This window comes from Microbacterium trichothecenolyticum, from assembly GCF_041938625.1.
Taxonomy (GTDB): domain Bacteria; phylum Actinomycetota; class Actinomycetes; order Actinomycetales; family Microbacteriaceae; genus Microbacterium; species Microbacterium trichothecenolyticum_D.
This window is the reverse complement of sequence record NZ_CP169427.1, coordinates 3,739,983-3,759,991: the sequence shown is the minus strand read 5'-3', so window position 1 is coordinate 3,759,991 and position 20,009 is coordinate 3,739,983. Positions and strand designations below refer to the sequence as shown.

The following is a 20,009-nucleotide window of genomic DNA, read 5'->3' as shown; positions in this document are numbered from 1 at the left end:
ACACGTGAGCGCACCCACTCTCGTCCGTGCCGGATTGGGCACCATGGACCTCTTTGAGGAGGCCGACCCCGCCGAGCGGTTGCGGCGTCGCCGACGCCGCAGCCGCCTCGACGACACCCGCTCGGCCTATCTTTTCCTGCTGCCGTGGATCATCGGCATGCTGTTCACGCTCATCCCGTTCGGGGTGTCGCTGTGGCTGGCGTTCACCGACTACAACCTGCTGCAGGCGCCGAAGTTCATCGGTCTGGACAACTTCGCCACCTTCTTCTCCGACCCCAAGATCGCGACGGCCACCCGGGTGACGCTGGTCTACACGTTCTTCGCCGTGCCCATCGGGATGGCCGCGGCTCTCGGCGTCGCACTGCTGCTGAACCGCGGCGTCCGCGGCCTGCCGATCTACCGCTCCGTCTTCTATCTGCCCTCGCTGATCGGGGGCAGCGTGGCGGTCGTGATGCTGTGGCGTGCCCTCTTCGGCTACGACGGTGTGATCAATAAGGTGCTCGGCTTCTTCGGCATCGCGGGCCCCGGGTGGGTGACCGACCCGGATTGGGCTCTCGTCACGCTCGTCACCCTGAGCATCTGGGGCTTCGGCGGCGCGATGGTCATCTTCCTGGCCGGGCTCCGTCAGATCCCACGCAGCTACTACGAGGCGGCGTCCATCGACGGGGCAAGCCCGTGGCGGCAGTTCCGGGCGGTGACTCTTCCACTGCTCAGCCCGGTGATTTTCTTCAACCTGATCCTCGGTCTCATCGGCTCGCTGCAGGTGTTCACGCAGGGATACGTCTTCAGCGGCGGAAGCGGAGGCCCGGCGGACTCGACCTTGTTCTACAACCTCTACCTGTATCAGCAGGGCTTCCAGCGGTTCGACATGGGCTACGCGTCCGCGATGGCGTGGGTGATGTTCCTCGTCATCGCGCTGTTCACCGCCGTCAACTTCTTCATCTCGAAGTATTGGGTTTTCTACGATGACTGACACCACAACGATCCGCTCCGGACTGCGCGGCCTCACCTCGCGCGTCAGCACCGGCGGCTACAAGGAAGAGATCGCCGGCACGCCGGCAACCCGGTTCACGCGCCATGTCGTGCTGGTCGGCCTCGGCATCGTCATGATCTACCCGCTGCTGTGGATGCTGTCGGCTTCGGTCAAGCCCAGCACGCAGGTGTTCACCGACACCGGTCTGATTCCGTCCGAGTGGGCGCTGAACAACTACGCCGAAGGATGGACCGCACTCAGCCAGCCGTTCCACGTGTACCTCGGCAACTCGCTCCTCATCGCCGGTCTCACGATCCTCGGCAACATGCTGTCGTGCTCGATGGCTGCGTACGCGTTCTCGCGCCTGCGCTTCAAGGGCAAGCGCCTCATGTTCGCCCTGATGATGGGCACGATGCTGCTGCCCGGGCAGGTCGTCCTGATCCCGCAGTACATCATCTTCTCGAAGCTGGGCTGGCTGAACACCTACCTGCCGCTGACGATCCCGGCGTTCTTCGCGACCAACGCATTCTTCATCTTCCTGCTGGTGCAGTTCATGCGGAACCTTCCGATGGAGCTTCAGGAGGCGGCGAAGATCGACGGCGCCGGCGCGTTCCGCACCTACTGGAGCGTGATCCTGCCGCTCACCACTCCCGCCATGGCCACGGTCGCGATATTCACGTTCATCGCCAGCTGGGGGGACTTCTTCGGGCCGCTGCTGTACCTCACCGACCCGAAGCTATTCACCGTCCCGCTGGCCCTCAAGGAGTTCGTGTCCTCGACGGGCGCCAGTGCCTGGGGGCCGATGTTCGCGATGTCGGTCGTCTCACTGGTGCCGGTCGTGGCGTTCTTCTTCATCGGCCAGCGCTACCTCATCAACGGCATCGCGACGACGGGAATGAAATGATGCGGCGCTACACCATCGTGGGCACGGGCGGCCGGTCCGAGATGTACCTCCAGGCCCTCCTGACGACGCACGCCGACCTGGGACAGGTGGTCGCGTTCGTCGACACCAACGACGTGCGCATGACCTACTACGACGGGGTCGCGGCCGAGCTGGGGGTGACCGTCCCTGTGCCGCACTTCACCCCGGACCGGCTCGACGACATGTTCGCGCAGACCCGTCCCGACGTTCTCGTCGTGACCTCACCCGACTTCACCCACGCGGAGTACATCATCGCCGGGCTTGAGCGCGGGCTCGACGTCGTCTGCGAAAAACCGATGACGATCGACGCGGCGAGCCTCGCGGCCATCGTCGATGCCGCCGAGCGCTCGAGCGGCCGGCTGATCGTCACCTTCAACTACCGCTATTCGCCCCGCAACACGCTCGTGCGAGAGCTGATCGCCGACGGACGGATCGGCCAGGTCACGTCGGTGCACTTCGAGTGGAACCTCGACACCGTCCACGGCGCCGACTACTTCCGTCGCTGGCACCGGGAGAAGGCAAAATCGGGCGGTCTGCTCGTGCACAAGTCGACGCATCACTTCGACCTCGTCAACTGGTGGATCGACGACACCCCAGAGGTCGTCTTCGCACTCGGCGGTCTCCGCTTCTACGGTCCCGAGAACGCCCGTCGGCGCGGCCTCGGCGAGCGCGCGGAACTCGGCCGCGAGCTGGTCGGCCGAGACGACCCCTTCGCTCTCGATCTCGCCGCTGACGACAAGCTCTCGGCGCTCTTCCTCGAAGCTGAGGACCTCGACGGCTACCACCGCGACCGGGACGTGTTCTCGGACGGCATCACAATCGAGGACAACGTGACGGTTTCGGTTGGCTACCGCGGCGGACCGTCGATGTCGTATTCGCTGGTCGCCCACGCCCCGTGGGAGGGCTATCGGGTAGCCATCACCGGCACGGAGGGTCGCATCGAACTCGAGGTCGTCGAGCGTGGCGCCGTCTCTGCGGAGCGCACCACGAGCGGCCTCGGTCCCAACGGCAAGGCGGCGCCAGTGGTCGATCCGAGCGCACAGCACGAGGAGACGGCAGCCACCGAAGCGCTGCGGCCGCACGGCTCGCGCCTGGTGCTGCAGCGGCTCTGGGGAGTCCCCGAAGTCGTCCCGATCCCCGAGGGAACTGGGTCGCACGGCGGCGGGGACCGGATGCTGCTCGATGATGTCTTCCGCGGACCGGGCGCCGATCCGCTCCACCGGCAGGCCGGCTACCTCGACGGGATCCGCAGTGTGATCGTGGGCGTCGCCGCGAACGAGTCCCTGCGGACCGGGGGAGCGGTGCGCATCGCCGACTACGGCCTGCCGCTCACCGAGGCGGATGCGGCCCGGGCGGGGGCGATCGCGTGACCGGTCGGCACCACCTCGTGCTCGTCCTGGGGCAGTCCAATGCGAACGGGTCGAACACCGACTACGAGCCGGACGGCCTGGACGCGCGCGACCCGCGCATCCTCACGTTCCCTGGCTCGGGACCGGACGCGGGGCGCATCGTCCATGCCCGAGAGCCGCTGGCGCCGATCGGCGGGCACCCGCCCGGCGGGCTCGGGCCCGGCGGGCCCTTTGCCGCGCTGCTGCTGGAGACGCTGCCGGCCGACGACGTCATCCTGATTGTCCCCGTCACGATGGGCGGAACGGGGATGCGCAGCCACACCAGCTATCCGGGCGTGTGGAAGGTCGGCTTCATCAAAGAAGGGGCTCCGAACCTGTTCGAGGCGACGGTGACGCAGGCCCGCGCGGCGCTGTCTGCCGCAGGCCCCGATGCCGTGATCGACGCCGTCGTATGGCACCAGGGGGAGACCGACGGGGGCCGCACCGAGCAGGAGTACGCGGCCGACCTCGATGAGCTGATCGCGTCCCTGAGGGAGCGGCTTCCCGAGGCCGCCGACGCGCCCTTCCTTGTCGGACAGCTTCCGGCCGAGCGGCGCCGGGCCTACCCGAACCATCAGGGGGTCGCAGACGCGCTCCGTCGCACGCCCTCGCGCGTACCCAACACCGGATACGCCGAGGCTCCGGGGTTCGGTCACGTGAACGACGAGACGACGCACCTTACGGCCGCGGGTCAGCGCATCCTAGGCGCGAACTACTTCGCGGCCTACCGCGAGCTCGTCGCTCACTGACGCCGCGCGAACAGAGCGCCGCAGCATCCGGACCCGGATGCTGCGGCGCTCTCGTCATCCGATCAGTCCCTCGCTGCGCAGCCCAGCGGCGACGAGGCCTGCCACGAGGTCGGCTCCCTCCATAGAGAGATGCGTGTCGTCCTGCGCGCCGGCCGGATAGCCCGGCCACGCTCCGGGCTCGAGCCACAGGAACATCCGCTTGCTCGCTTCCGGCCCGCACTCCTGCCACTCGGCGCGCGTCGCGACGGTGAGGTCGATCAGCGGCACCCGTTCGACGCAGGCGAGATCCCGGACGCGCTGCGGATACCCGCCGTGCGTCGAGCGGGCGCGTTCGCCGTCGAACAGTCGTCGCTCGACCGGGGTGAGCAGCACCGGCCGCGCGCCGCGCGCGCGTGCGCCGACGAGATAGCGTCGCAGATTCGCCTCGAACTCCGTGAAGACGTCGCTGAAGCGATCATCGGGCTTGGGATCGTTGTGACCGAAGCCGACGAGGAGAAGGTCGCCCGGCCGCAGCAGCTCCAGAGCCTCATCGAGGGCTCCGATCTCGATGAAGCTGCGGGTGCTGGCACCCGAGACCGCGAGGTTCCGCACGTCCCGGCCGGTGTGCGCGGCGAGGCGCTGCGCCCAGCCCGTGCGCGGAGCACGGTCGAGCTCGTACTCGCTCGCGGTGGAGTCGGAGACGACGACGATCCGCGGATCCGGTGAGACCGGCGCCGGCGTCCACCCCTCCAGCCACGACGCCCGGTCGGGGGCCGCGTCGAGGTGCGGGCGGTCGGGCCCGCCGCCGGCGCCCGGACCGGAGTTGCCGAACTCGGCGAAGCGGGCGTCCTGCCAGGCGAACCCGCCCATCTCCTCCCACGGTTCGGGCGAGATGTGGGCGCCCAGCCGGCAGTGCGCGAAGAGCGCCTGACCGATGGCGTCGGGCTTGCCGCCGGGATGCCACGGACGACCGAGGCGCACGGACCCCGGCTCGAGGTCGCCGACCACGTCGACGTTCCAGAACAGGAATCCCCGGGGATTCTCCCTCGCCGTGCTGGGGGCGGCGATGTACCCGCGTCCGACGCTGCGGACCACGCCCCCCTCGATGAGCGCGGTCGCGCGCCCATAGACGAAGTCAACGTCTCCCTCGATCTCGCAGTCGCGCAGGTGCGCATGCCGCACCGCGGCGTAGCTGGGCGCGTCGAGCAGCACCGTGTCCTGCTGCCCCAGGAAACGGCATCGGTTCGCCGTGAACCGGTCGCCGCGCGTGCGCAGCGCCAGCGCCTGGACGTTGGGCAGCTCGGGGTTCGCCCGCTTGTCGAACGAGTTCTCGATCGTGAGCGACTCGAGTGTCACGTCGTCGGCGTCGACGGTCAGCGTCGCGCAATCCTGCACGAACTCCATGCCCGTGAGGTCGCGGTCACCCTGGCGCAGCCCGAAGCTGATCGTCACGTCGCGTGCGTCTCCCGTCGCCGACCGGATCATCAGCGGAGCCGCACGCGGTGCGATCACCACGTGCTCGACGTAGCGTCCGGGCTGGACCACGATCTCGACGACGTCGGGATCGGACAGCGCGAGAGCGAGGCTCGGGAGAAGGGCGGCGTCGTCGCCGACTCGAGCGATTCTGGTCATGAGAGGAGTCTAGTAACCGGTTTCCCGTAGGATGAACTCCACGATGACTTCACTGCCGAACGATGTCCCCCTCTACCGCAATCCGATCGTCGACGCGGACGTTCCCGACCCAGACGCGATCCGCGTCGGCGACACCTTCTATCTGGTGTGCTCGAGCTTCAACCGCACGCCCGGTCTTCCCATCCACGCCTCGAGCGACCTGGTGAACTGGGAACTGATCGGTCACGCGCTGCCGGCCGCGCACGTCGGTGAGTGGTTCGCGCTTCCCCGTCACGGCGGCGGAGTGTGGGCACCCAGCATCCGTCATCACGACGGCGTCTTCCACGTCGTCTACCCCGACCCGGATCAGGGCATCCTCGTGACGAGCGCCGAGGATCCCGCGGGCCCCTGGAGTGCGCCCCGCACCCTCCTCGCGGGACTGGGACTCATCGACCCGTGCCCCCTTTGGGACGACGACGGCAACGCCTATCTGGTGCACGGCTGGGCAGCCAGCCGTGCGGGGCGGAAGAACCTCGTCACGGTCGTGCCGGTGGACACTGGCCTGACGACCGCGCTCGGCGCCGGTGTCGACGTCATCGACGGCGATGCGCTCCCCGGCTACCGCACCCTGGAGGGGCCGAAGTTCTACAAGCGGAACGACTGGTACTGGATCTTCGCACCGGCCGGCGGTGTCGCCGACGGATGGCAGTCCGTGTTCCGGTCGCGAGGCCCATGGGGCCCGTACGAGGAGCGGATCGTGCTCGCCCAGGGCGAGACGCCGGTGAACGGCCCGCACCAGGGCGCGTGGGTGCAGACGGCCGACGGGCGCGACTGGTTCCTGCACTTCCAGGACCGCGGCGTCTTCGGCCGGGTGCTGCATCTGCAGCCGATGGGCTGGGGCGACGACGGCTGGCCCGTGATGGGCCGTGCTGTGGACGGCGGAGCGGCCGAGCCCGTGATCGAGTACCCCTCACCGCTGGGGGCGACGCAGCGCCGACGCTCACTGGAGACCGCCGACGAGTTCGCCGAAGGACGACCCGGTCCGCAGTGGGCCTGGCAGGCAAAGCCGCGGGAGGACTGGATCGAGGAGGGTGGGCCCGGTCGGCTCGTCCTTCGCGCGGTCGCGAACGACACCGGCAGCCTGCGCACGCTGCCGCAGGTGCTCGGTCAGCCGTTGCCCGGCATCGTGTGCGACGCCGCGGTCCGCATCGCGCTCGACGGTCCGGTCGGAGCTCGCGCGGGGATCACCGTCCTCGGACGCGGCTACCTGTGGGTCGGGGTGCGGATGACGGACGGCGGTCCGCGGCTGGTCGTCGCCACCCGCATCGAAGCTGGCCTCAGCGAGACCGTGGTGCACGACGAAGCGCTGAACGGCGCCGGCGCCTGCGTAGGCATCTCGTCCGACGAGACGGGCAGGCTCACCGTCTCGGTGGGCGAGCCGGGGGAGCAGCGCGTGGTCCACGAGGGCCATCAGGCGACGGCGGGCCAGTGGATCGGCGCCGAACTCGGCCTCTTCGCGGCTGCGCCGATCGGCGGCGAGTCCGGTCGGGCCTCCTTCTCCGACTGGAGCGTCGTGCTCCGCGACCGCGTGCCGGAGCTGCGCGCATGAGCGCGGTGCTTCTCGGGCCCGACGGTGTGGCGGAATACCACGACGGCACTGACATGGCGGCGCAGCTCTCGCCGCGGCCCTACCTGCTCGCCCGGACGCGCGCCGGCGTGGTCGTCACCGACCGGCACACCTCCGACCACGCCCATCACTACGGCGTGAGCGCGGCGCTCCCGGACGTGAACGGCACGAGCTTCTGGGGAGGCCGCACGTACGTGAGAGAAGCGGGATCCCAGCTGCTCGACAACCACGGCGTGCAGCGCCTCGACGAGCGCAAGGCGACCGCAGACGGCGTCGCCGAGCGAGTGACGTGGCTCGATCGGACGGGGGAGTCCCTGCTCACCGAGCGCCGCGTGCTGCGCATCGGCGCGTTCGAGCGCGGGTGGGCGCTGAACTGGAGATCGGTCCTGGAAGCGGAGAGCGAGGTCACATTCGGCAGCCCACAGACCAACGGCCGCGACGGCGCGTTCTACGGCGGACTCTTCTGGCGCACGCCCTTCAGGCGGGCGCGTGCCGTGTGCGCCGACGGTGCGGGAGACGAACGGGCACACGGCTCCAGTTCGCCGTGGCTCGCGCTCGTCTCGGATCACGCCACGCTCATCGCCCGGACGCCGCCGGGATTCCCCTGGTTCGTGCGCACCGAAGGCTACGTCGGCTTCGGGCCGGCCGTGGCCGCCGCACAGCGGCGCGTGCTGCATCCGGGCTCCGCGCTTGCGCTCGAGCTGCGGATCGCGGTGCTCGACGGCACCCTCGCGGATGCCGACCTCGCAGCGGCGGCTGAGCGCCTGCGCGCGTGGGAGGTTGAGGAAGGGTGAGCATCCCACGCATCGGGATCGTCGGGATCCACGGCCACGGGCGATCGCACGTCCACACCGTGCTGCGCGGTCAGCGCGAAGGCCGGATGGTGCTGGCGGCCGTCGCCGACACGGTGCCGGCCGGTCACGGCGAGCTGCCGGCAGACGTCCGGCAGATGACGGACGTCGGCGCGATGCTGGAGCCCGGAGACCTCGACGTCGTCATCGTGAGCACGCCCATCCACACACACGCGTGGATCGCCGAGGCTTCGATCGAGGCCGGCGCCGATGTACTGCTCGAGAAGCCGCCGACGGCGACGATGTCCGAGTTCGATCAGCTGCGCGCGCTCGCCGCGCGGTCGGGTGCACGCGTGCAGGTCGGATTCCAGAGCCTCGGCTCCACCGCGCTGCCGGCCCTGCGCGCGCTCGTCGCGGACGGCGCCGTCGGTGAGGTGCAGCGATACGGCGCCTCGGCGGGCTGGGTGCGCGACAGCGCGTACTGGACGCGATCGGCATGGGCCGGGCGCCGCGAGCTAGACGGGCGGGTGGTCGCCGACGGCGTGCTGACGAACCCGCTGGCGCATGCCACCGCGACCGCCCTCGCCGTCGCGGGCGCGACGGACGATTCGGATGTCGAGCGGGTCGAGCTCGATCTGCATCGCGCCAACGAGATCGCCGCCGATGACACGTCGGTCGCCCGCCTGACTCTGGCCGACGACCGTCGTCTGACCACCGCGGTGACGCTCTGCGCCGCGCGGCGCGAGGAGCCGTACGTCGAGATCGTGGGCGATCGCGGCCGACTGCGGTTCTACTACGCGATCGACGTCGTGCAGCATCAGTCAGACGCCGAAGCCCCGCCCTTCACATCGCGCTTCGATCGCGTCTCGCTCCTGGACGACCTCCTTGCCGCGCGGCGCGACGGCGGCGAGATCCTCGCGCCGCTCGCCGCGACCGGCGGGTTCATGCGCCTGCTCGACGGTGTGATGGCCGCTCCCGATCCGCGCCCCATCTCCGCCGACCACTGGTACGACACGGAAGACGATCGCGGTGCCCACCGGGTGGTCAGAGGCGTCGAGGCCGCGCTGCACGAGGCGGTCCGTTCGGAGCGGACCTTCCGGGAGCTGGGACTGCCCTGGGCGTGAGTCTCAGCTCATCGATCCCGTGCTGCGCCGCGGCACGAGGACCGGTGGAATGATCAGGTCCCCGTGACGCGACGTGCCGGTCATCTCCTCACGCAGTGCGGCCCACGCTGACTCGCCCATCGCGACGTGGTCGAATGCCATCGTCGTCAACGGAGGCGACGAGAAGCGGCTGGCCTGGATGCCGTCGAACCCAGCCACCGATAATCTCTCGGGAACGGGCACACCCTCCTCTGCGAGCCGGCCGAGCAGGCCGAGCGCCACGATGTCGTTAAAGGTGAGCACGGCGGTGGCGGCGCGGGTCTGGAGGTCGTCCCACGCGCGGAAGCCGTCATCCATCGTGTGGCCGCACGGGATGAACTCGACCGTGAGGTCCCGCTCGGCGGCCAGGCGCTGCAGCGTCTCGATCCGCTGGACATTCGACGCGCTGCGGGGCGGCCCGGCGAGATACGCGAACCGGCGGTGCCCGAGACCGAGGAGGTGGTCGACGAGCTCCCGCACGCCGCCCGCGTAGTCGACGGTGACCGCGGGCACCGTGCCGCTCTGGCTACTGCGGTTGATCACCGCGGCGGGTGAGACGGCGTGGAGCAGGTCGACCAGCCGGTCCCCGTCCAACCGGGGAGAGCAGAGGATCACCGCATCGCAATAGCGGCGGACATCGCGCGCGATCGACTCCTCATTCTCGATGTCCTCCTGCGAGTCGGCCACGAGTACACGGAATCCGTCGCGGGCGGCGGCGATGGTCACGCCGCGCAGCACCTGCTGGAACACCGGATTGCCGAGATTCGGCACGATCATCGCGACCGTCTGGGTGATACCAAGGGAGAGCGATCGCGCAGTACCGCTCGGCTTGTAGTCCAATTCAGCGATCACCCGCTGAACTTTCTCAGCGATCGCCGGATCGACGGTCTGCAGGTTATTCACCACTCGGGATACCGTCGCCCGTGAGACGCCCGCGGCGGCAGCGACGTCGGTGATGGTCACGGCGCGCTTCGTCGCTAAGACCGCGCGCCGACGGCGCGGCGGCGTGAGCTTCTTGCCGCCGCCTTCAGCAGCGTCGTTGGGAGCGGTGTAAACCATCCCAGAATCTTATGGGTAACCGGTCTCTGTTGCGCCCGGGGTCTACTGGCGGCTCGCGTTGACCCGTTCGGTTTTGCGACGGGCGGCTGGTGTGAACCTTTGTGTTTCTGCTCGGCCTCGACGCGAGGGATCAACCTGATCGCGAAGTCCAGCCGGCGCTGGTTGAACCAATCGATGTACTCGGCGACCGCGGGCTCGAGGTCGTCGATGGATCGCCAGGATCCGCGGTGGCGGACAAGCTCGGCCTTGAAGAGCGAGTTGAGGGCCCCCGCGAGGGCGTTGTCGTAGCTGTCGCCACGGGAGCCGACCGAGGCGACCGCGCCGGGTTCCGCGAGCCGTTTCGTGTAGCGAACCGCTCGAGACTGCACGCTCCGGTCGCTCACCATGAACCCAGAGGAGTGCGCGGGGTGCCGGGTGCGGAGTGCGGTAGGTCCGGACCACATGGGGCCGTGTCGACCTGGAGTGTAGCGCTCGTCGACGACCACATCCGGCATCGTCCACTCGGCCGGATCGCGAAGAAACTCAATCATCCGCCTCATGGCAGAGGGAACTGCTCGGTCCTCGAAGCGCAAGCCATTTTCACTTGAACCACCCCGTCGCTGATGCGTCAGGGTGCTTTACCTGGACGACACGCAGCTCTTCAATGAGACGTAGTGGGGTGCCAGGGCTATGCCCCGACACCCCGGTATGCGGCTGTCACATCATTGGATGTGGACTCCTTCTGATGTCGCGGATGTTGACCCGCCATCGCGGGAGGTCGCGGTCGCCGTCACCGCGATGGTCTTCCCCTTGTCCTTCGGGCCCACCTTGTACTTCGCGCGGTCGGCGCCGCGGATCGGCGCGCCATCGACGAGCCACTGATAGCTCAATTCGGCCCCTCGGCTCACCGAGTCCACCTTCGCCGTCAGCTGCTGCCCGACCGCGGGTGAACCGGTGATGGTCGGGGTCGACAGCGTCGGCGACGGTGCACCCAGGGTCTGAAGATCCTTGACGCGCACGTCCTTCGATCCGAAGACGACATACAGGTCGTGCACCCCCTTGATCTGGTTTGCCAACTCCGCTTCCACCGTGGTGTACGCGAGCTCGCGGACCGGGATGTCCCCTGCCGTCGTCGCCCCCGGAATGGCGTACTCGGACGCGCCGGTCGGCGCCGCCGTGTACCAGTGCAGGCGAAGAGTCGCCAGGGCTCGGCGTGCGCCGGATTCGTTCATCGCCCATGTGCATAGGTTTCGCTCGGGCTTCACGCGAGTGACGGACGCCGGCGATTGGCTCGTCGCCATGAGCATGATTCGAATCCCGAGCGCGGTGACGCGCACAGTGGCCGCCGCGATCGCCGCCGTGTCGGCGGTCGCACTCGTTCCCGCACCAGCCGTCGCCGCAGGTGCTTCCAGCGGGACCTCACAATCGCCGTACGTGCAGACCCACGTGCCCACGTTGGTCGCCCGTGCGACGCTGTCGGCCGACCACCTCGAGGCGGGTCCCGCATCGGGCGCTCTCGTGAGCCCGGCCAACGGTCGCACCGGACCATGGGACGGCCAGGTCATCCCCGGCTTCTCGGCCGCGCTCGACAACGGCGACGACACCTTCTGGGCGCAGCCGGACAACGGCTTCGGTGCGAAGGGCAACTCCGCCGACTTCCTCCTGCGCAACTACCTGGTGCGTCCCGCCTGGCAGACCGCCGACGGCGGCGGGGGCGAGATCCAGATCGAGCGCTTCATCTCATACAACGACCGCAACCGCGTGCTCGACTTCCCCATCGTGAACGAGGGAACCGCCGACCGCCTCCTCACCGGCGGCGACTTCGACATCGAGTCCGTCGTCAAGGCGAAGGACGGCACCTTCTGGGTCGGCGAGGAGTTCGGGCCCTTCCTGCTGCACTTCGACGCCGAGGGCACGCTGCTGGAGAAGCCGTACGCGCTTGACGGCGCCAAGTCGCCCCAGAACCCCTACCTGCAGCCGGGTGAAACGCCGCGCGTGCGCGCGAGCCGCGGATTCGAGGCGATGGCCGCCTCGGTCAACGGGCGCTACCTGTACCCCATCGTCGAGGGCTCGTACGCCGACGACTCCGACCTGCGCCGGCGCGAGATCCTCGAGTTCGACACACGCGCCGGGCAGTACACCGGCCGCACCTGGAGCTACCAGACCGACCAGGAGCCCAACGTCATCGGCGACGTGTTCACCGTGCGCAATGACGTGCTGATCCTGATCGAGCGCGACGACTTCGAGGGCGAGCAGTCGGTCACGAAGCGCGTCTACGAGGTCGACCTGCGCCGCACCGACGCCGAGGGCTACCTCGAGAAGAGCCTGGTGCTCGACGCGCTGCGCATCGCGAACCCGCACGGCATCGGCGCGGGCGACGGCTACGGCACCGGCGAGATCTACTCGCTACCCGTCCAGTCGTTCGAGACGGTCGTCCAGCTGAAGGACGGCAGCCTGCTCATCGGCAACGACAACAACTACCCGGGCAACGACGCGCGCATCCCGGGCACGCCCGACGACACCGAGTTCGCGGTCATCGACCTCGACAAGATCAAGATTCAGCCGTCGACGGTGAGCCTCATCGGCCACCGCGGCGCGAGCGGGTCGCGCCCCGAGCACACCCTCGCGGCCTACGAGACGGCGATCGTGCAGTGCGCCGACTACATCGAGCCCGATGTGGTCTCGACCAAGGACGGCGTGCTGGATTCGCCGTCCCGCCAGCTGAGGCTCGGGTTCGACACTCAGGGGCGGCTGCTCGAGACCGTCGTGCTTGTCTTCGACAGTGGCAACGAGCTCGTCATCCACGCCATGAAGGCGCGTCCGCAGATGCTCGACCTGCTCCCCTGAGGCCGATAGCCATGTGTGCACGCATGTGTGCACAAGGGGTCGAGCTCCGCGGAATCACGCGGAAGTTCGCCGCGTCCCCGCTTGCCTACGGATCAGAAGGTTAGGGGTTCGAGTCCCTTCGGGCGCGCACTGTGTTGAGACAGTAAGCATAGAAAGCCCGCGGATTCCCGCGGGTTTTCGTGTTTCTGCCGAGCGTCGCGTCCCCGCTGATTCAGGGGCAGCAACGTTTGACCGCGAATCAGCAGGTTTTGCGATCGGGCAGCGGAGTCCCAAGGATGCCGTGCGTCGACATCGTCGGAATCAGACGTGGTGCCGTCCGGATGTGTGCACGCATGTGTGCACCCATGTGTGCACTAGAAGGTGGCCGCTGTGCAGTGGCCGTGGCCGATGCTGTCGACGGCGCTCGAAAACTGGTCAGTAACGGCGCGCGAAAAGTGAACACTCAACGATTGGAGAGTGATCACTTTGGAGGATTGGGCGCTCATCAGGAGGCTCGCCGCGGAGGGTGAGCCGAAGGCGCGGATCGCCGAGCGTTTGGGGATCTCGCGGACGACGGTGATCAAGGCGGTGGCCTCGGACGCACCGCCTCACTACGAGCGAAAAGCTACGCCGACGTCGTTCACACCGTTCGAGCCGCGGGTGCGCGAGCTGCTGGCAGAGACGCCGGATATGCCGGCGACGGTGCTCGCCGAGCGGGTCGGGTGGACGGGGTCGATCCGCTGGTTCCGGGACAACGTGAACCGGTTGCGGCCGGAGCAGCAGCGCATCGACCCGGCCGACCGGCTGGTGTGGGCGGCCGGGGACGCGGCGCAGTGCGACCTGTGGTTCCCGCCGCGGAAGATCCCGCTCGAGGACGGGACGGCGAAGCTGCTGCCGGTGCTGGTGATCACCCCGGCGCACTCGAGGTTCGCGGCCGGGCGGATGATCCCGACCCGCAAGACTGAGGACCTGCTGCTGGGCATGTGGGAGCTGATCGAGCAGCTCGGGCGGGTCCCGCGCCGGCTGCTCTGGGACAACGAGCCCGGCATCGGCCGCGGCAAGCGTCACGCCGATGGCGTCGACGCGTTCATGGGCACCCTGGCTGGCGACCAAGCTGGTGCTGCTGCCGCCCCGGGATCCCGAATCGAAGGGCGTCGTGGAGCGGCGCAATGGCTGGTTCGAAACGTCGTTCATGCCCGGCCGCTCGTTCATCTCGCCGGCGGACTTCAACGAGCAGTTCACCGACTGGCTCGCCCTCGCCAACCGCCGCATCGTGCGCACCCTGGGCGCATCACCGATGGACCGGCTCGCCGCGGATCTGGCGGCGATGCTGCCGTTGCCGCCGATCCCGCTGCACCTGGGATGGCGCAACCGGATCCGGTTGGGCCGGGACTACTACGTCCGCATCGACACCAACGACTACTCCGTCGACCCGCGCGCGATCGGCCGCGTCGTCGACGTGAGCGCGGACCTGACCCGGGTCCGAGTACGGCTGGAGGGGCGGGTGATCGCCGACCATCCGCGGCTCTGGGCGCGCGGGCGGGTCGTCACCGATCCCGCCCATGTCGACGCGGCCGCCGGATTGCGCCGCCAGTTCCAGCAGCCCCGAGCCACCGCGACAGGCAGCGAGGACCTGACCCGCGACCTCGCGGACTACGACCGCGCATTCGGACTCATCGACGGCGGGCTCAGCTGATGGGCGCCGCGAAGAACACGGAGTCGGTGAAGCAGATCACCTACCTCGCCGGCGCGCTCAAAGCGCCCCGGATCACCGAAGCCGCCAGCCGGATGGCCGACCAAGCCCGCGATGCAGGGTGGTCGTTCGAGGACTACCTCGCCGCGATCCTGGAGCGCGAAGTCTCGGCGCGCAACGCCTCCGGCGCGGAGCTGCGAATCAAGGCGGCCGGGTTCCCGGCGCGCAAGACGCTGGAGGACTTCGACTGGGACGCGCAGCCCACCGCCCGGCAGCAGGTCGCCGCGCTGGCCTCGGGCGGGTTCCTCCTCGAGGCGCAGAATGTGGTGCTGCTCGGCCCGCCCGGAACAGGGAAGACGCATTTGGCGGTCGCATTGGGGATCGTCGCGGCCCGGCACGGGCACCGGGTCTTGTCTTGCGCGACCGCGACGGACTGGGTCACCCGGCTCACCGACGCGCACCGGCAAGGGAACCTGCCTCGTGAGCTCGCGAGGCTGCGGCGTTACGGGTTGATCATCGTCGACGAAGTCGGTTACCTGCCCTTCGAGCAGGACGCCGCCAACTTGCTCTTCCAGCTCGTCTCATCCCGCTACGAACACGCCTCGCTGATCCTCACCTCGAACCTGCCGTTCTCAGGTTGGGGCGGGGTCTTCGGAGACCAGGCCGTCGCCGCCGCAATGATCGACCGGATCGTCCACCACGCCGACGTCCTCACCCTCAAAGGCGCCAGCTACCGGCTCCGCGGACGCGGCATCGACAGCCTCCCCAGCATCCGCACCACCACCGACGAAACCCCTGGCTAGACTGCCCGCAACCGTTCACTATTCGAGCGCCGATAACGTTCAGAGTTCACGCGCCGCCGACACCGATGCTTCGGGGGAGCGCTAGGGATCCCCATGCGGGCCCTGCTCGGAAGGGGGAGCCGACCGCGCGCACTGGGATTCTTGGTCGAACACCGCTGCCGGGACTGCGCCGTGCAGCCGAGTATGTCCGAGCTGTTGCTCGATTGCCTCATGCGGTGCGCGTGGCCGGCGCGTTCGTCTCGCCCAGCGCTTCGAGCGCTTCCGCTTCGTTGAAGGAGCCCAGGGGGATGGTCGCGGTCCGCGCGGTCAGCACGGTCCGCGCCGAGTCCACGACGAACGTGCCGGACTGTTGGAGCCCCGCGCGAACGAAGAGACCGATGGATTCGTGAGCAGTGGCGGAGGCTACGATGCGGTCGGACAGCTCGGGATGCCGGGCAGCGACGGTCGCCGCGTCATTCGAGTCGCCAGGCACGACGACGACAATGCGGCGTGCCAGGGCGCCACCGCCGAAGGTTGTGCGCGTCATCTGGCGAAGGTGCGAATGACATACCGGGCAGGTGGGGGTGCGCATGAAGTAGACCAGGGTGCGGTCTTTGTCGAGCAGATCGCAAAGCTCGGCCACGGCGCCGTCGGAGCGGGTCAACTCGAGTTCGGGTAGGGATTCTCCGGGGATGAGGGGTGAGGTGCGCATTGGCGTAGTGATCCGTTCCGATGAGAATAGCAAGGGAATTGCGTAAGTAGGCAATCAGATTGCCTATCTGCTGTCAAGGAGGCGCCATGTCAGATGAGGACCTCATTCGCTTCACCGAGGCCGCCCACCACGATCTCGCAAGACTGCTGATGGCAGCATCCCGAGCCGTCAACGACCAGGCTCTCGCCGCGCTCGACCCTCAGGGGACTTCGGGGATCCGCCCGGCCCATGTGCCGCTGATCGCGGAACTGGAGCCGGGCGGCACCAGGCTCGTCACCCTCGCGGGACGCCTCGGCATCACGCGCCAAGCGGTCGCCGCGCTCGTGCGCGACCTGACGGATGCCAGCGTCACGACAGTGACGAACGACCCCAGTGACGGGCGGGCGCAGCTGGTGCGTCTCACCGATCGCGGCGAGGACTTCTGCAGGCGAGCCGCGGACTTCCTAGAACAGCGCGAACGGCAGTGGCGACGCGAGTTCGGCGCCGATGCACTCACCGACGTGCGGGCGGTGCTTGCCGGCCTCATAGGCTCGGAGGGGACCGAGCAGCCGAGGATTGCCCGCTCCTGATCGCGATCGATGACCGTGCGACGCAGGGTCGCCACTACGTTGGCAACATGGCTGATGATCCGCTGCCTCTGTCACCGCGGACCGATACGGAGCCGATGCGTTTCACCAGGTGGGAGTTCGCACGCGGAGCGATCGCCGGGTGGGTGTGGTTCCTCGGTCTGCATCAGCTACTGCTGCTAGTCCCTCTGGCCGGCTATGGAGTGTGGAGCCTGTATGCGACCATCCCGTGGTCCTTGGGGGCTCTGCTGCTCGGCTCGCCGGCGGCTTTCGCTTTGGGCTGGGCGATGCGCCGGCAGCCGAAGGTGCCCTGGCATCTGCTCGCCTTCGCGTCGTTCGGACTGGCGGTCGGCGTTGTGGCGACGGTGGTTGCACTGTGGGTACCCGCCTGGGGGATCCCGGCGGACGGCTACGGGAATATGACACTTCCTGCGGCCATCGTCGCGATATCCGCAAGCCCCGCCGTTGCGCTGGGCTGGTGGTTTACCGCACGACGAGCCCTCGCCGCTGACCGAGGATCAGTCCACCAATCGACAGTTACACCGGACGAGGCGTACGAGGACTCTGTCTAGGACCGCGCGCGAGACGGTGGACTAAGGATCAGCCGGACGACGCGGGCGCGGTGTCGAGCGTCCAGGCGGTGACCGCGACGGTCGAGCCTTCAACGATGTCGAGATCGATCGGCCATGATCCGCGGGACATCCCTGCCGTCGGTGCGGCGTAGACGGTCTTCGTCACGAGCGCTCCGTGCGGCGAGGCGGCGTCCCATCCGAGCACTGTCACCGCGTAGCCTCCGGCGGGGACCTCGATGCGCTGGGGACCCGGATCCTGCGCCATGAAGGACCCGCCGTGCTCGATGGTTACGTCAAGCAGGTGCTGGTTCTGGTCGCCGAATGCCACATCGGGGTACCCCTCGATCACGCACGGTTGGTCCGAGAAGTTCATGAGCCGGATCGGCATGCCGCGGTGCCCGGTCGCTGCGTCGGGCTCACCCTTCAGCACCATCGCTCTGTCGGACGTGCACCATGCGGGGTCGAGGCCGGTCAGGCTGACGTTCGCCGCTTCGGGAACGGGCACACCGGGTGCCTCGGGGTCGGGGAGTGCGCCGAACGTGGTCTCAGCCTCGGCTTCCTGCCGCGCCGCGACCTCTGCCTCGATGGCGGCGGTGCGCGCGGCGTGGGCCGCCACCCCGGACAGCAGCACGGCAATGACGGAGAAGGATGCCGCGGGCACAAGCCACCTCGACCGAATCCCCGATGACGCCGGCCGGCCTTCAGCTGTTACCACGGGCGCAGAGGCTCGGGCGACGAGGCCTGGCATCCATCCGACCCCGAGACCCCAGAGGGCCCCGGCGGCCGCGGCGGCACCGAACTCGCCGACCAGTAGCCCGCGGGGTCCGAAGTCTCCGAGAGAATCCCACGCGACGGCGAGGTCCAGCGCGAGCCCCACCACGGCGCCCGCGGCCACCGTCGCGAACCATGCCGGGACGAACATCCCTGCACCGCGCGCAGTGACCTCGGCGAGCGAGGCGTGCACGAGTGCGATCGAGACCGCGCCGACGAGGAGAGCGAGCATCAGCCAGATGCCGCTCTCGCCCCACAGGAGTCCCGCCGGCACCACCTCGGGGACCAGGCGGGCAAGCTGGGCGGCCGGCCCCTGTACCCGCGAGAGGAGCCATCGGCCCACGGCGAACAGCAGCCACAGTCCGGCCGCGAGCGCGCTCGATGCGAGCAGGCGGCGGCTGATGGAGGTGCGCATCACGTCCCATCCTGGCGTAGTCAGCGGCACGGGAGCCGCCGTGAGGACCCAAGGTCACTCGATGGTCGAGCGCACGCGTACCGGTCGCTCAGCGCGCTTCGCTCTGCCAACTTTCCGAGCGCTCTCTGCCACTCTTTGCGCACGGGACGGCGATCGTCGTCGCGCAGCCTACGCATCGGCAAGACTCGTGGAAGCGCCCCAATTGAAGGACCTTCGATGATCACTGTTCATCTTCGCTATGAGATCGATCCCGACAAGCTCGACGACTTCACCGAATACGGCCGCGCCTGGATCCACCTCGTCAACAAGCTCGGCGGAACCCACCACGGCTACTTCCTGCCCAGCGAGGGCGACAGCGACGAAGCGTTCGCGCTGTTCACCTTTCCGTCGCTGGCCGACTATGAGGTCTACCGGAACGCCTCGAAGACGGACCCAGGGTGTCAGAACGCATTCGAGCTCGCACGACGGACCGGGTGCATCCGCCGCTACGAGCGTCGATTCCTCTCGCCGGTGTTCGCATAGCGGTCCATCGGCGGGCATCGGGGTTGAGCCGCAGGGGAGTCTCGCTGAATCGTCCAGCGGGATGGTGGCTGAGGTTGCCGCAAAGCGTCATGCACCCATGACCGGGCCGCTGAGATGTCCGATCACGGCCGGCCTTGCGAACGCTGACTGCCCGGCGCCTCACCTGTGGGGCGACATCATGCTCACGGTTCAGCGCCGCGTCCGCCGCCCGGCGCTCGGGCGCGCGATTCCGCCGTTCCAGTCTGGCCCGTTCTTGATTTTCGTATTACGCATGCTTGCATGAGCGCGGGCGAAACCATCAATGGTGTACCGGTCACCGAGCAGCAGATCTCGGAGTGGGTGGCGGAAGCCGACGCTGGCTACGACGTCGATGCGCTGAAGAAGCGCGGACGTCGCCGCCCCGGGCGAGGTGCAGAGCCGTCGCAGGTCGTCGCACTGCGGCTTACGAGCGAGGAGCTTGCCGAGCTGGACGCACGTGCAGCGCGAGCGCACAAGACGCGATCCGAGCTGATCCGAGACGCGCTCGCCGCTTACGCCGGGTGAACGTCCACGGCTCGGCGCTCAAACACGGCATCTCGGAAGGCACTCGCCGTCTACCCGTATGGCGCTCGGGTGTAACTCAGTCGCGTGATGCGCGACGGGCCACTTATCGGTCGGGGGCGCGAGCTGAAGGACCCATATCGGGCACTGCCCAGCAAACCGGTTATACGCGAAGGACGCGTCCGATCACGGACCCGGCTCTCGCCGACCTTTGCGGTGCTCCATATGGCGGGGCAGAGTGTCAACCGTGCGCTATGCGGCTCCTTCACTCACTCTCGGTATTGCTTCAGTAGCGTTTGTCGCTGCGATCTGGCTTGCGGCAAGTGCGGCCCTCAACGGGCCGGCGCTCCTGCTCGCGGTTGCTCTGGCGATCGCTTCGTTCGTCGCGGG

Annotated in this window: 19 protein-coding genes and 3 pseudogenes; 15 read left to right on the top strand and 7 right to left on the bottom strand. The window is 68.5% G+C overall.

Translation table 11 applies throughout. The features are described 5' to 3' along the window. Positions 1-43: 43 nt before the first annotated feature. From ACEYYH_RS17595 to ACEYYH_RS17580, 4 genes are read left to right on the top strand one after another with little or no spacing between them, the layout of a single operon-like run. Positions 44-973 (top strand): carbohydrate ABC transporter permease, encoded by a 930-nt coding sequence (locus ACEYYH_RS17595; RefSeq protein ID WP_374978253.1) that lies wholly within the window; start codon positions 44-46, stop codon positions 971-973. Next, complete coding sequence (locus ACEYYH_RS17590) at positions 966-1,877, top strand: carbohydrate ABC transporter permease (RefSeq protein WP_374975594.1); 912 nt, start codon at positions 966-968, stop codon at positions 1,875-1,877. Before ACEYYH_RS17595 ends, ACEYYH_RS17590 begins: the two co-directional genes overlap by 8 nt. Then, the gene (locus ACEYYH_RS17585; protein WP_374975593.1) at positions 1,877-3,265 is read left to right on the top strand and encodes a Gfo/Idh/MocA family protein; all 1,389 of its coding nucleotides are present in this window, start codon (positions 1,877-1,879) and stop codon (positions 3,263-3,265) included. Before ACEYYH_RS17590 ends, ACEYYH_RS17585 begins: the two co-directional genes overlap by 1 nt. Next, positions 3,262-4,032: a sialate O-acetylesterase gene (locus tag ACEYYH_RS17580; protein ID WP_374975592.1), complete on the top strand. Its 771-nt coding sequence runs from the start codon at positions 3,262-3,264 to the stop codon at positions 4,030-4,032. The genes ACEYYH_RS17585 and ACEYYH_RS17580 overlap by 4 nt, the downstream gene beginning before the upstream one ends. Positions 4,033-4,086: 54 nt before the next feature. On the opposite strand, the gene ACEYYH_RS17575 is transcribed toward ACEYYH_RS17580, so the two are convergent. After that, entirely contained in the window at positions 4,087-5,643 is a 1,557-nt protein-coding gene (locus ACEYYH_RS17575; protein WP_374975591.1) for a pectinesterase family protein, read from the bottom strand. Between the two features lie 43 nt (positions 5,644-5,686). Here ACEYYH_RS17575 and ACEYYH_RS17570 point away from each other — a divergent pair, with 43 nt between their 5' ends. The 3 genes from ACEYYH_RS17570 to ACEYYH_RS17560 are packed head-to-tail and all read left to right on the top strand — an operon-like array spanning position 5,687 to position 9,164. Further along, positions 5,687-7,231 (top strand): family 43 glycosylhydrolase, encoded by a 1,545-nt coding sequence (locus ACEYYH_RS17570; protein ID WP_374975590.1) that lies wholly within the window; start codon positions 5,687-5,689, stop codon positions 7,229-7,231. After that, complete coding sequence (locus tag ACEYYH_RS17565) at positions 7,228-8,043, top strand: DUF6807 family protein (RefSeq protein WP_374975589.1); 816 nt, start codon at positions 7,228-7,230, stop codon at positions 8,041-8,043. The genes ACEYYH_RS17570 and ACEYYH_RS17565 overlap by 4 nt, the downstream gene beginning before the upstream one ends. After that, on the top strand, positions 8,040-9,164 hold the full coding sequence (locus ACEYYH_RS17560) for a Gfo/Idh/MocA family protein (RefSeq protein ID WP_374975588.1): 1,125 nt from the start codon (positions 8,040-8,042) through the stop codon (positions 9,162-9,164). The genes ACEYYH_RS17565 and ACEYYH_RS17560 overlap by 4 nt, the downstream gene beginning before the upstream one ends. Positions 9,165-9,167: 3 nt before the next feature. Here ACEYYH_RS17560 and ACEYYH_RS17555 read toward each other — a convergent pair whose 3' ends face one another. From ACEYYH_RS17555 to ACEYYH_RS17545, 3 genes are all read right to left on the bottom strand, one after another. Beyond that, a complete protein-coding gene (locus ACEYYH_RS17555) occupies positions 9,168-10,241 on the bottom strand; it encodes a LacI family DNA-binding transcriptional regulator (protein WP_374975587.1) in 1,074 nt (357 codons plus the stop codon). Continuing rightward, entirely contained in the window at positions 10,160-10,627 is a 468-nt protein-coding gene (locus ACEYYH_RS17550; protein ID WP_374975586.1) for an IS3 family transposase, read from the bottom strand. Before ACEYYH_RS17550 ends, ACEYYH_RS17555 begins: the two co-directional genes overlap by 82 nt. A gap of 315 nt (positions 10,628-10,942) precedes the next feature. Beyond that, positions 10,943-11,557 (bottom strand): hypothetical protein, encoded by a 615-nt coding sequence (locus ACEYYH_RS17545; RefSeq protein WP_374975585.1) that lies wholly within the window; start codon positions 11,555-11,557, stop codon positions 10,943-10,945. Here ACEYYH_RS17545 and ACEYYH_RS17540 point away from each other — a divergent pair. Further along, positions 11,520-12,869: pseudogene (locus ACEYYH_RS17540) on the top strand (esterase-like activity of phytase family protein); the annotation flags it as partial. The gene ACEYYH_RS17545 and the pseudogene ACEYYH_RS17540 overlap by 38 nt on opposite strands. A gap of 54 nt (positions 12,870-12,923) precedes the next feature. Further along, positions 12,924-13,067 (top strand): annotated as a pseudogene (locus ACEYYH_RS17535) (toxin); the annotation flags it as partial. Between the two features lie 353 nt (positions 13,068-13,420). On the opposite strand, the gene ACEYYH_RS17530 reads toward ACEYYH_RS17535, so the two are convergent. Then, positions 13,421-13,630 carry a hypothetical protein gene (locus ACEYYH_RS17530; protein ID WP_374978296.1) on the bottom strand — a complete coding sequence of 70 codons (210 nt, stop codon included), beginning with the start codon at positions 13,628-13,630 and terminating at the stop codon, positions 13,421-13,423. Here ACEYYH_RS17530 and istA point away from each other — a divergent pair. Both istA and istB read left to right on the top strand, forming a co-directional pair. Further along, positions 13,533-14,742: pseudogene (istA, locus tag ACEYYH_RS17525) on the top strand (IS21 family transposase). The gene ACEYYH_RS17530 and the pseudogene istA sit on opposite strands and share 98 nt — an antisense overlap. Continuing rightward, on the top strand, positions 14,742-15,542 hold the full coding sequence (gene istB / locus ACEYYH_RS17520; protein ID WP_374975584.1) for an IS21-like element helper ATPase IstB: 801 nt from the start codon (positions 14,742-14,744) through the stop codon (positions 15,540-15,542). The pseudogene istA and the gene istB overlap by 1 nt, the downstream one beginning before the upstream one ends. 208 nt (positions 15,543-15,750) lie before the next feature. Here the strand turns inward: istB and ACEYYH_RS17515 are convergent, their stop codons facing one another. Next, positions 15,751-16,233 (bottom strand): hypothetical protein, encoded by a 483-nt coding sequence (locus tag ACEYYH_RS17515; protein ID WP_374975583.1) that lies wholly within the window; start codon positions 16,231-16,233, stop codon positions 15,751-15,753. Between the two features lie 86 nt (positions 16,234-16,319). Here ACEYYH_RS17515 and ACEYYH_RS17510 point away from each other — a divergent pair, with 86 nt between their 5' ends. After that, on the top strand, positions 16,320-16,802 hold the full coding sequence (locus ACEYYH_RS17510) for a MarR family winged helix-turn-helix transcriptional regulator (RefSeq protein WP_374975582.1): 483 nt from the start codon (positions 16,320-16,322) through the stop codon (positions 16,800-16,802). Positions 16,803-16,897: 95 nt separating this feature from the next. Next, positions 16,898-17,371 (top strand): hypothetical protein, encoded by a 474-nt coding sequence (locus tag ACEYYH_RS17505; protein ID WP_374975581.1) that lies wholly within the window; start codon positions 16,898-16,900, stop codon positions 17,369-17,371. Positions 17,372-17,399: 28 nt separating this feature from the next. On the opposite strand, the gene ACEYYH_RS17500 is transcribed toward ACEYYH_RS17505, so the two are convergent. After that, entirely contained in the window at positions 17,400-18,557 is a 1,158-nt protein-coding gene (locus ACEYYH_RS17500; protein WP_374975580.1) for a DUF4232 domain-containing protein, read from the bottom strand. A gap of 216 nt (positions 18,558-18,773) precedes the next feature. On the opposite strand from ACEYYH_RS17500, the gene ACEYYH_RS17495 reads away from it, so the two are divergent. Together ACEYYH_RS17495 and ACEYYH_RS17490 are read left to right on the top strand one after the other, a co-directional pair. After that, positions 18,774-19,079 carry an NIPSNAP family protein gene (locus tag ACEYYH_RS17495; protein WP_374975579.1) on the top strand — a complete coding sequence of 102 codons (306 nt, stop codon included), beginning with the start codon at positions 18,774-18,776 and terminating at the stop codon, positions 19,077-19,079. Between the two features lie 279 nt (positions 19,080-19,358). After that, complete coding sequence (locus ACEYYH_RS17490; protein ID WP_374975578.1) at positions 19,359-19,622, top strand: ribbon-helix-helix domain-containing protein; 264 nt, start codon at positions 19,359-19,361, stop codon at positions 19,620-19,622. The last annotated feature ends 387 nt before the right edge of the window (positions 19,623-20,009 follow it).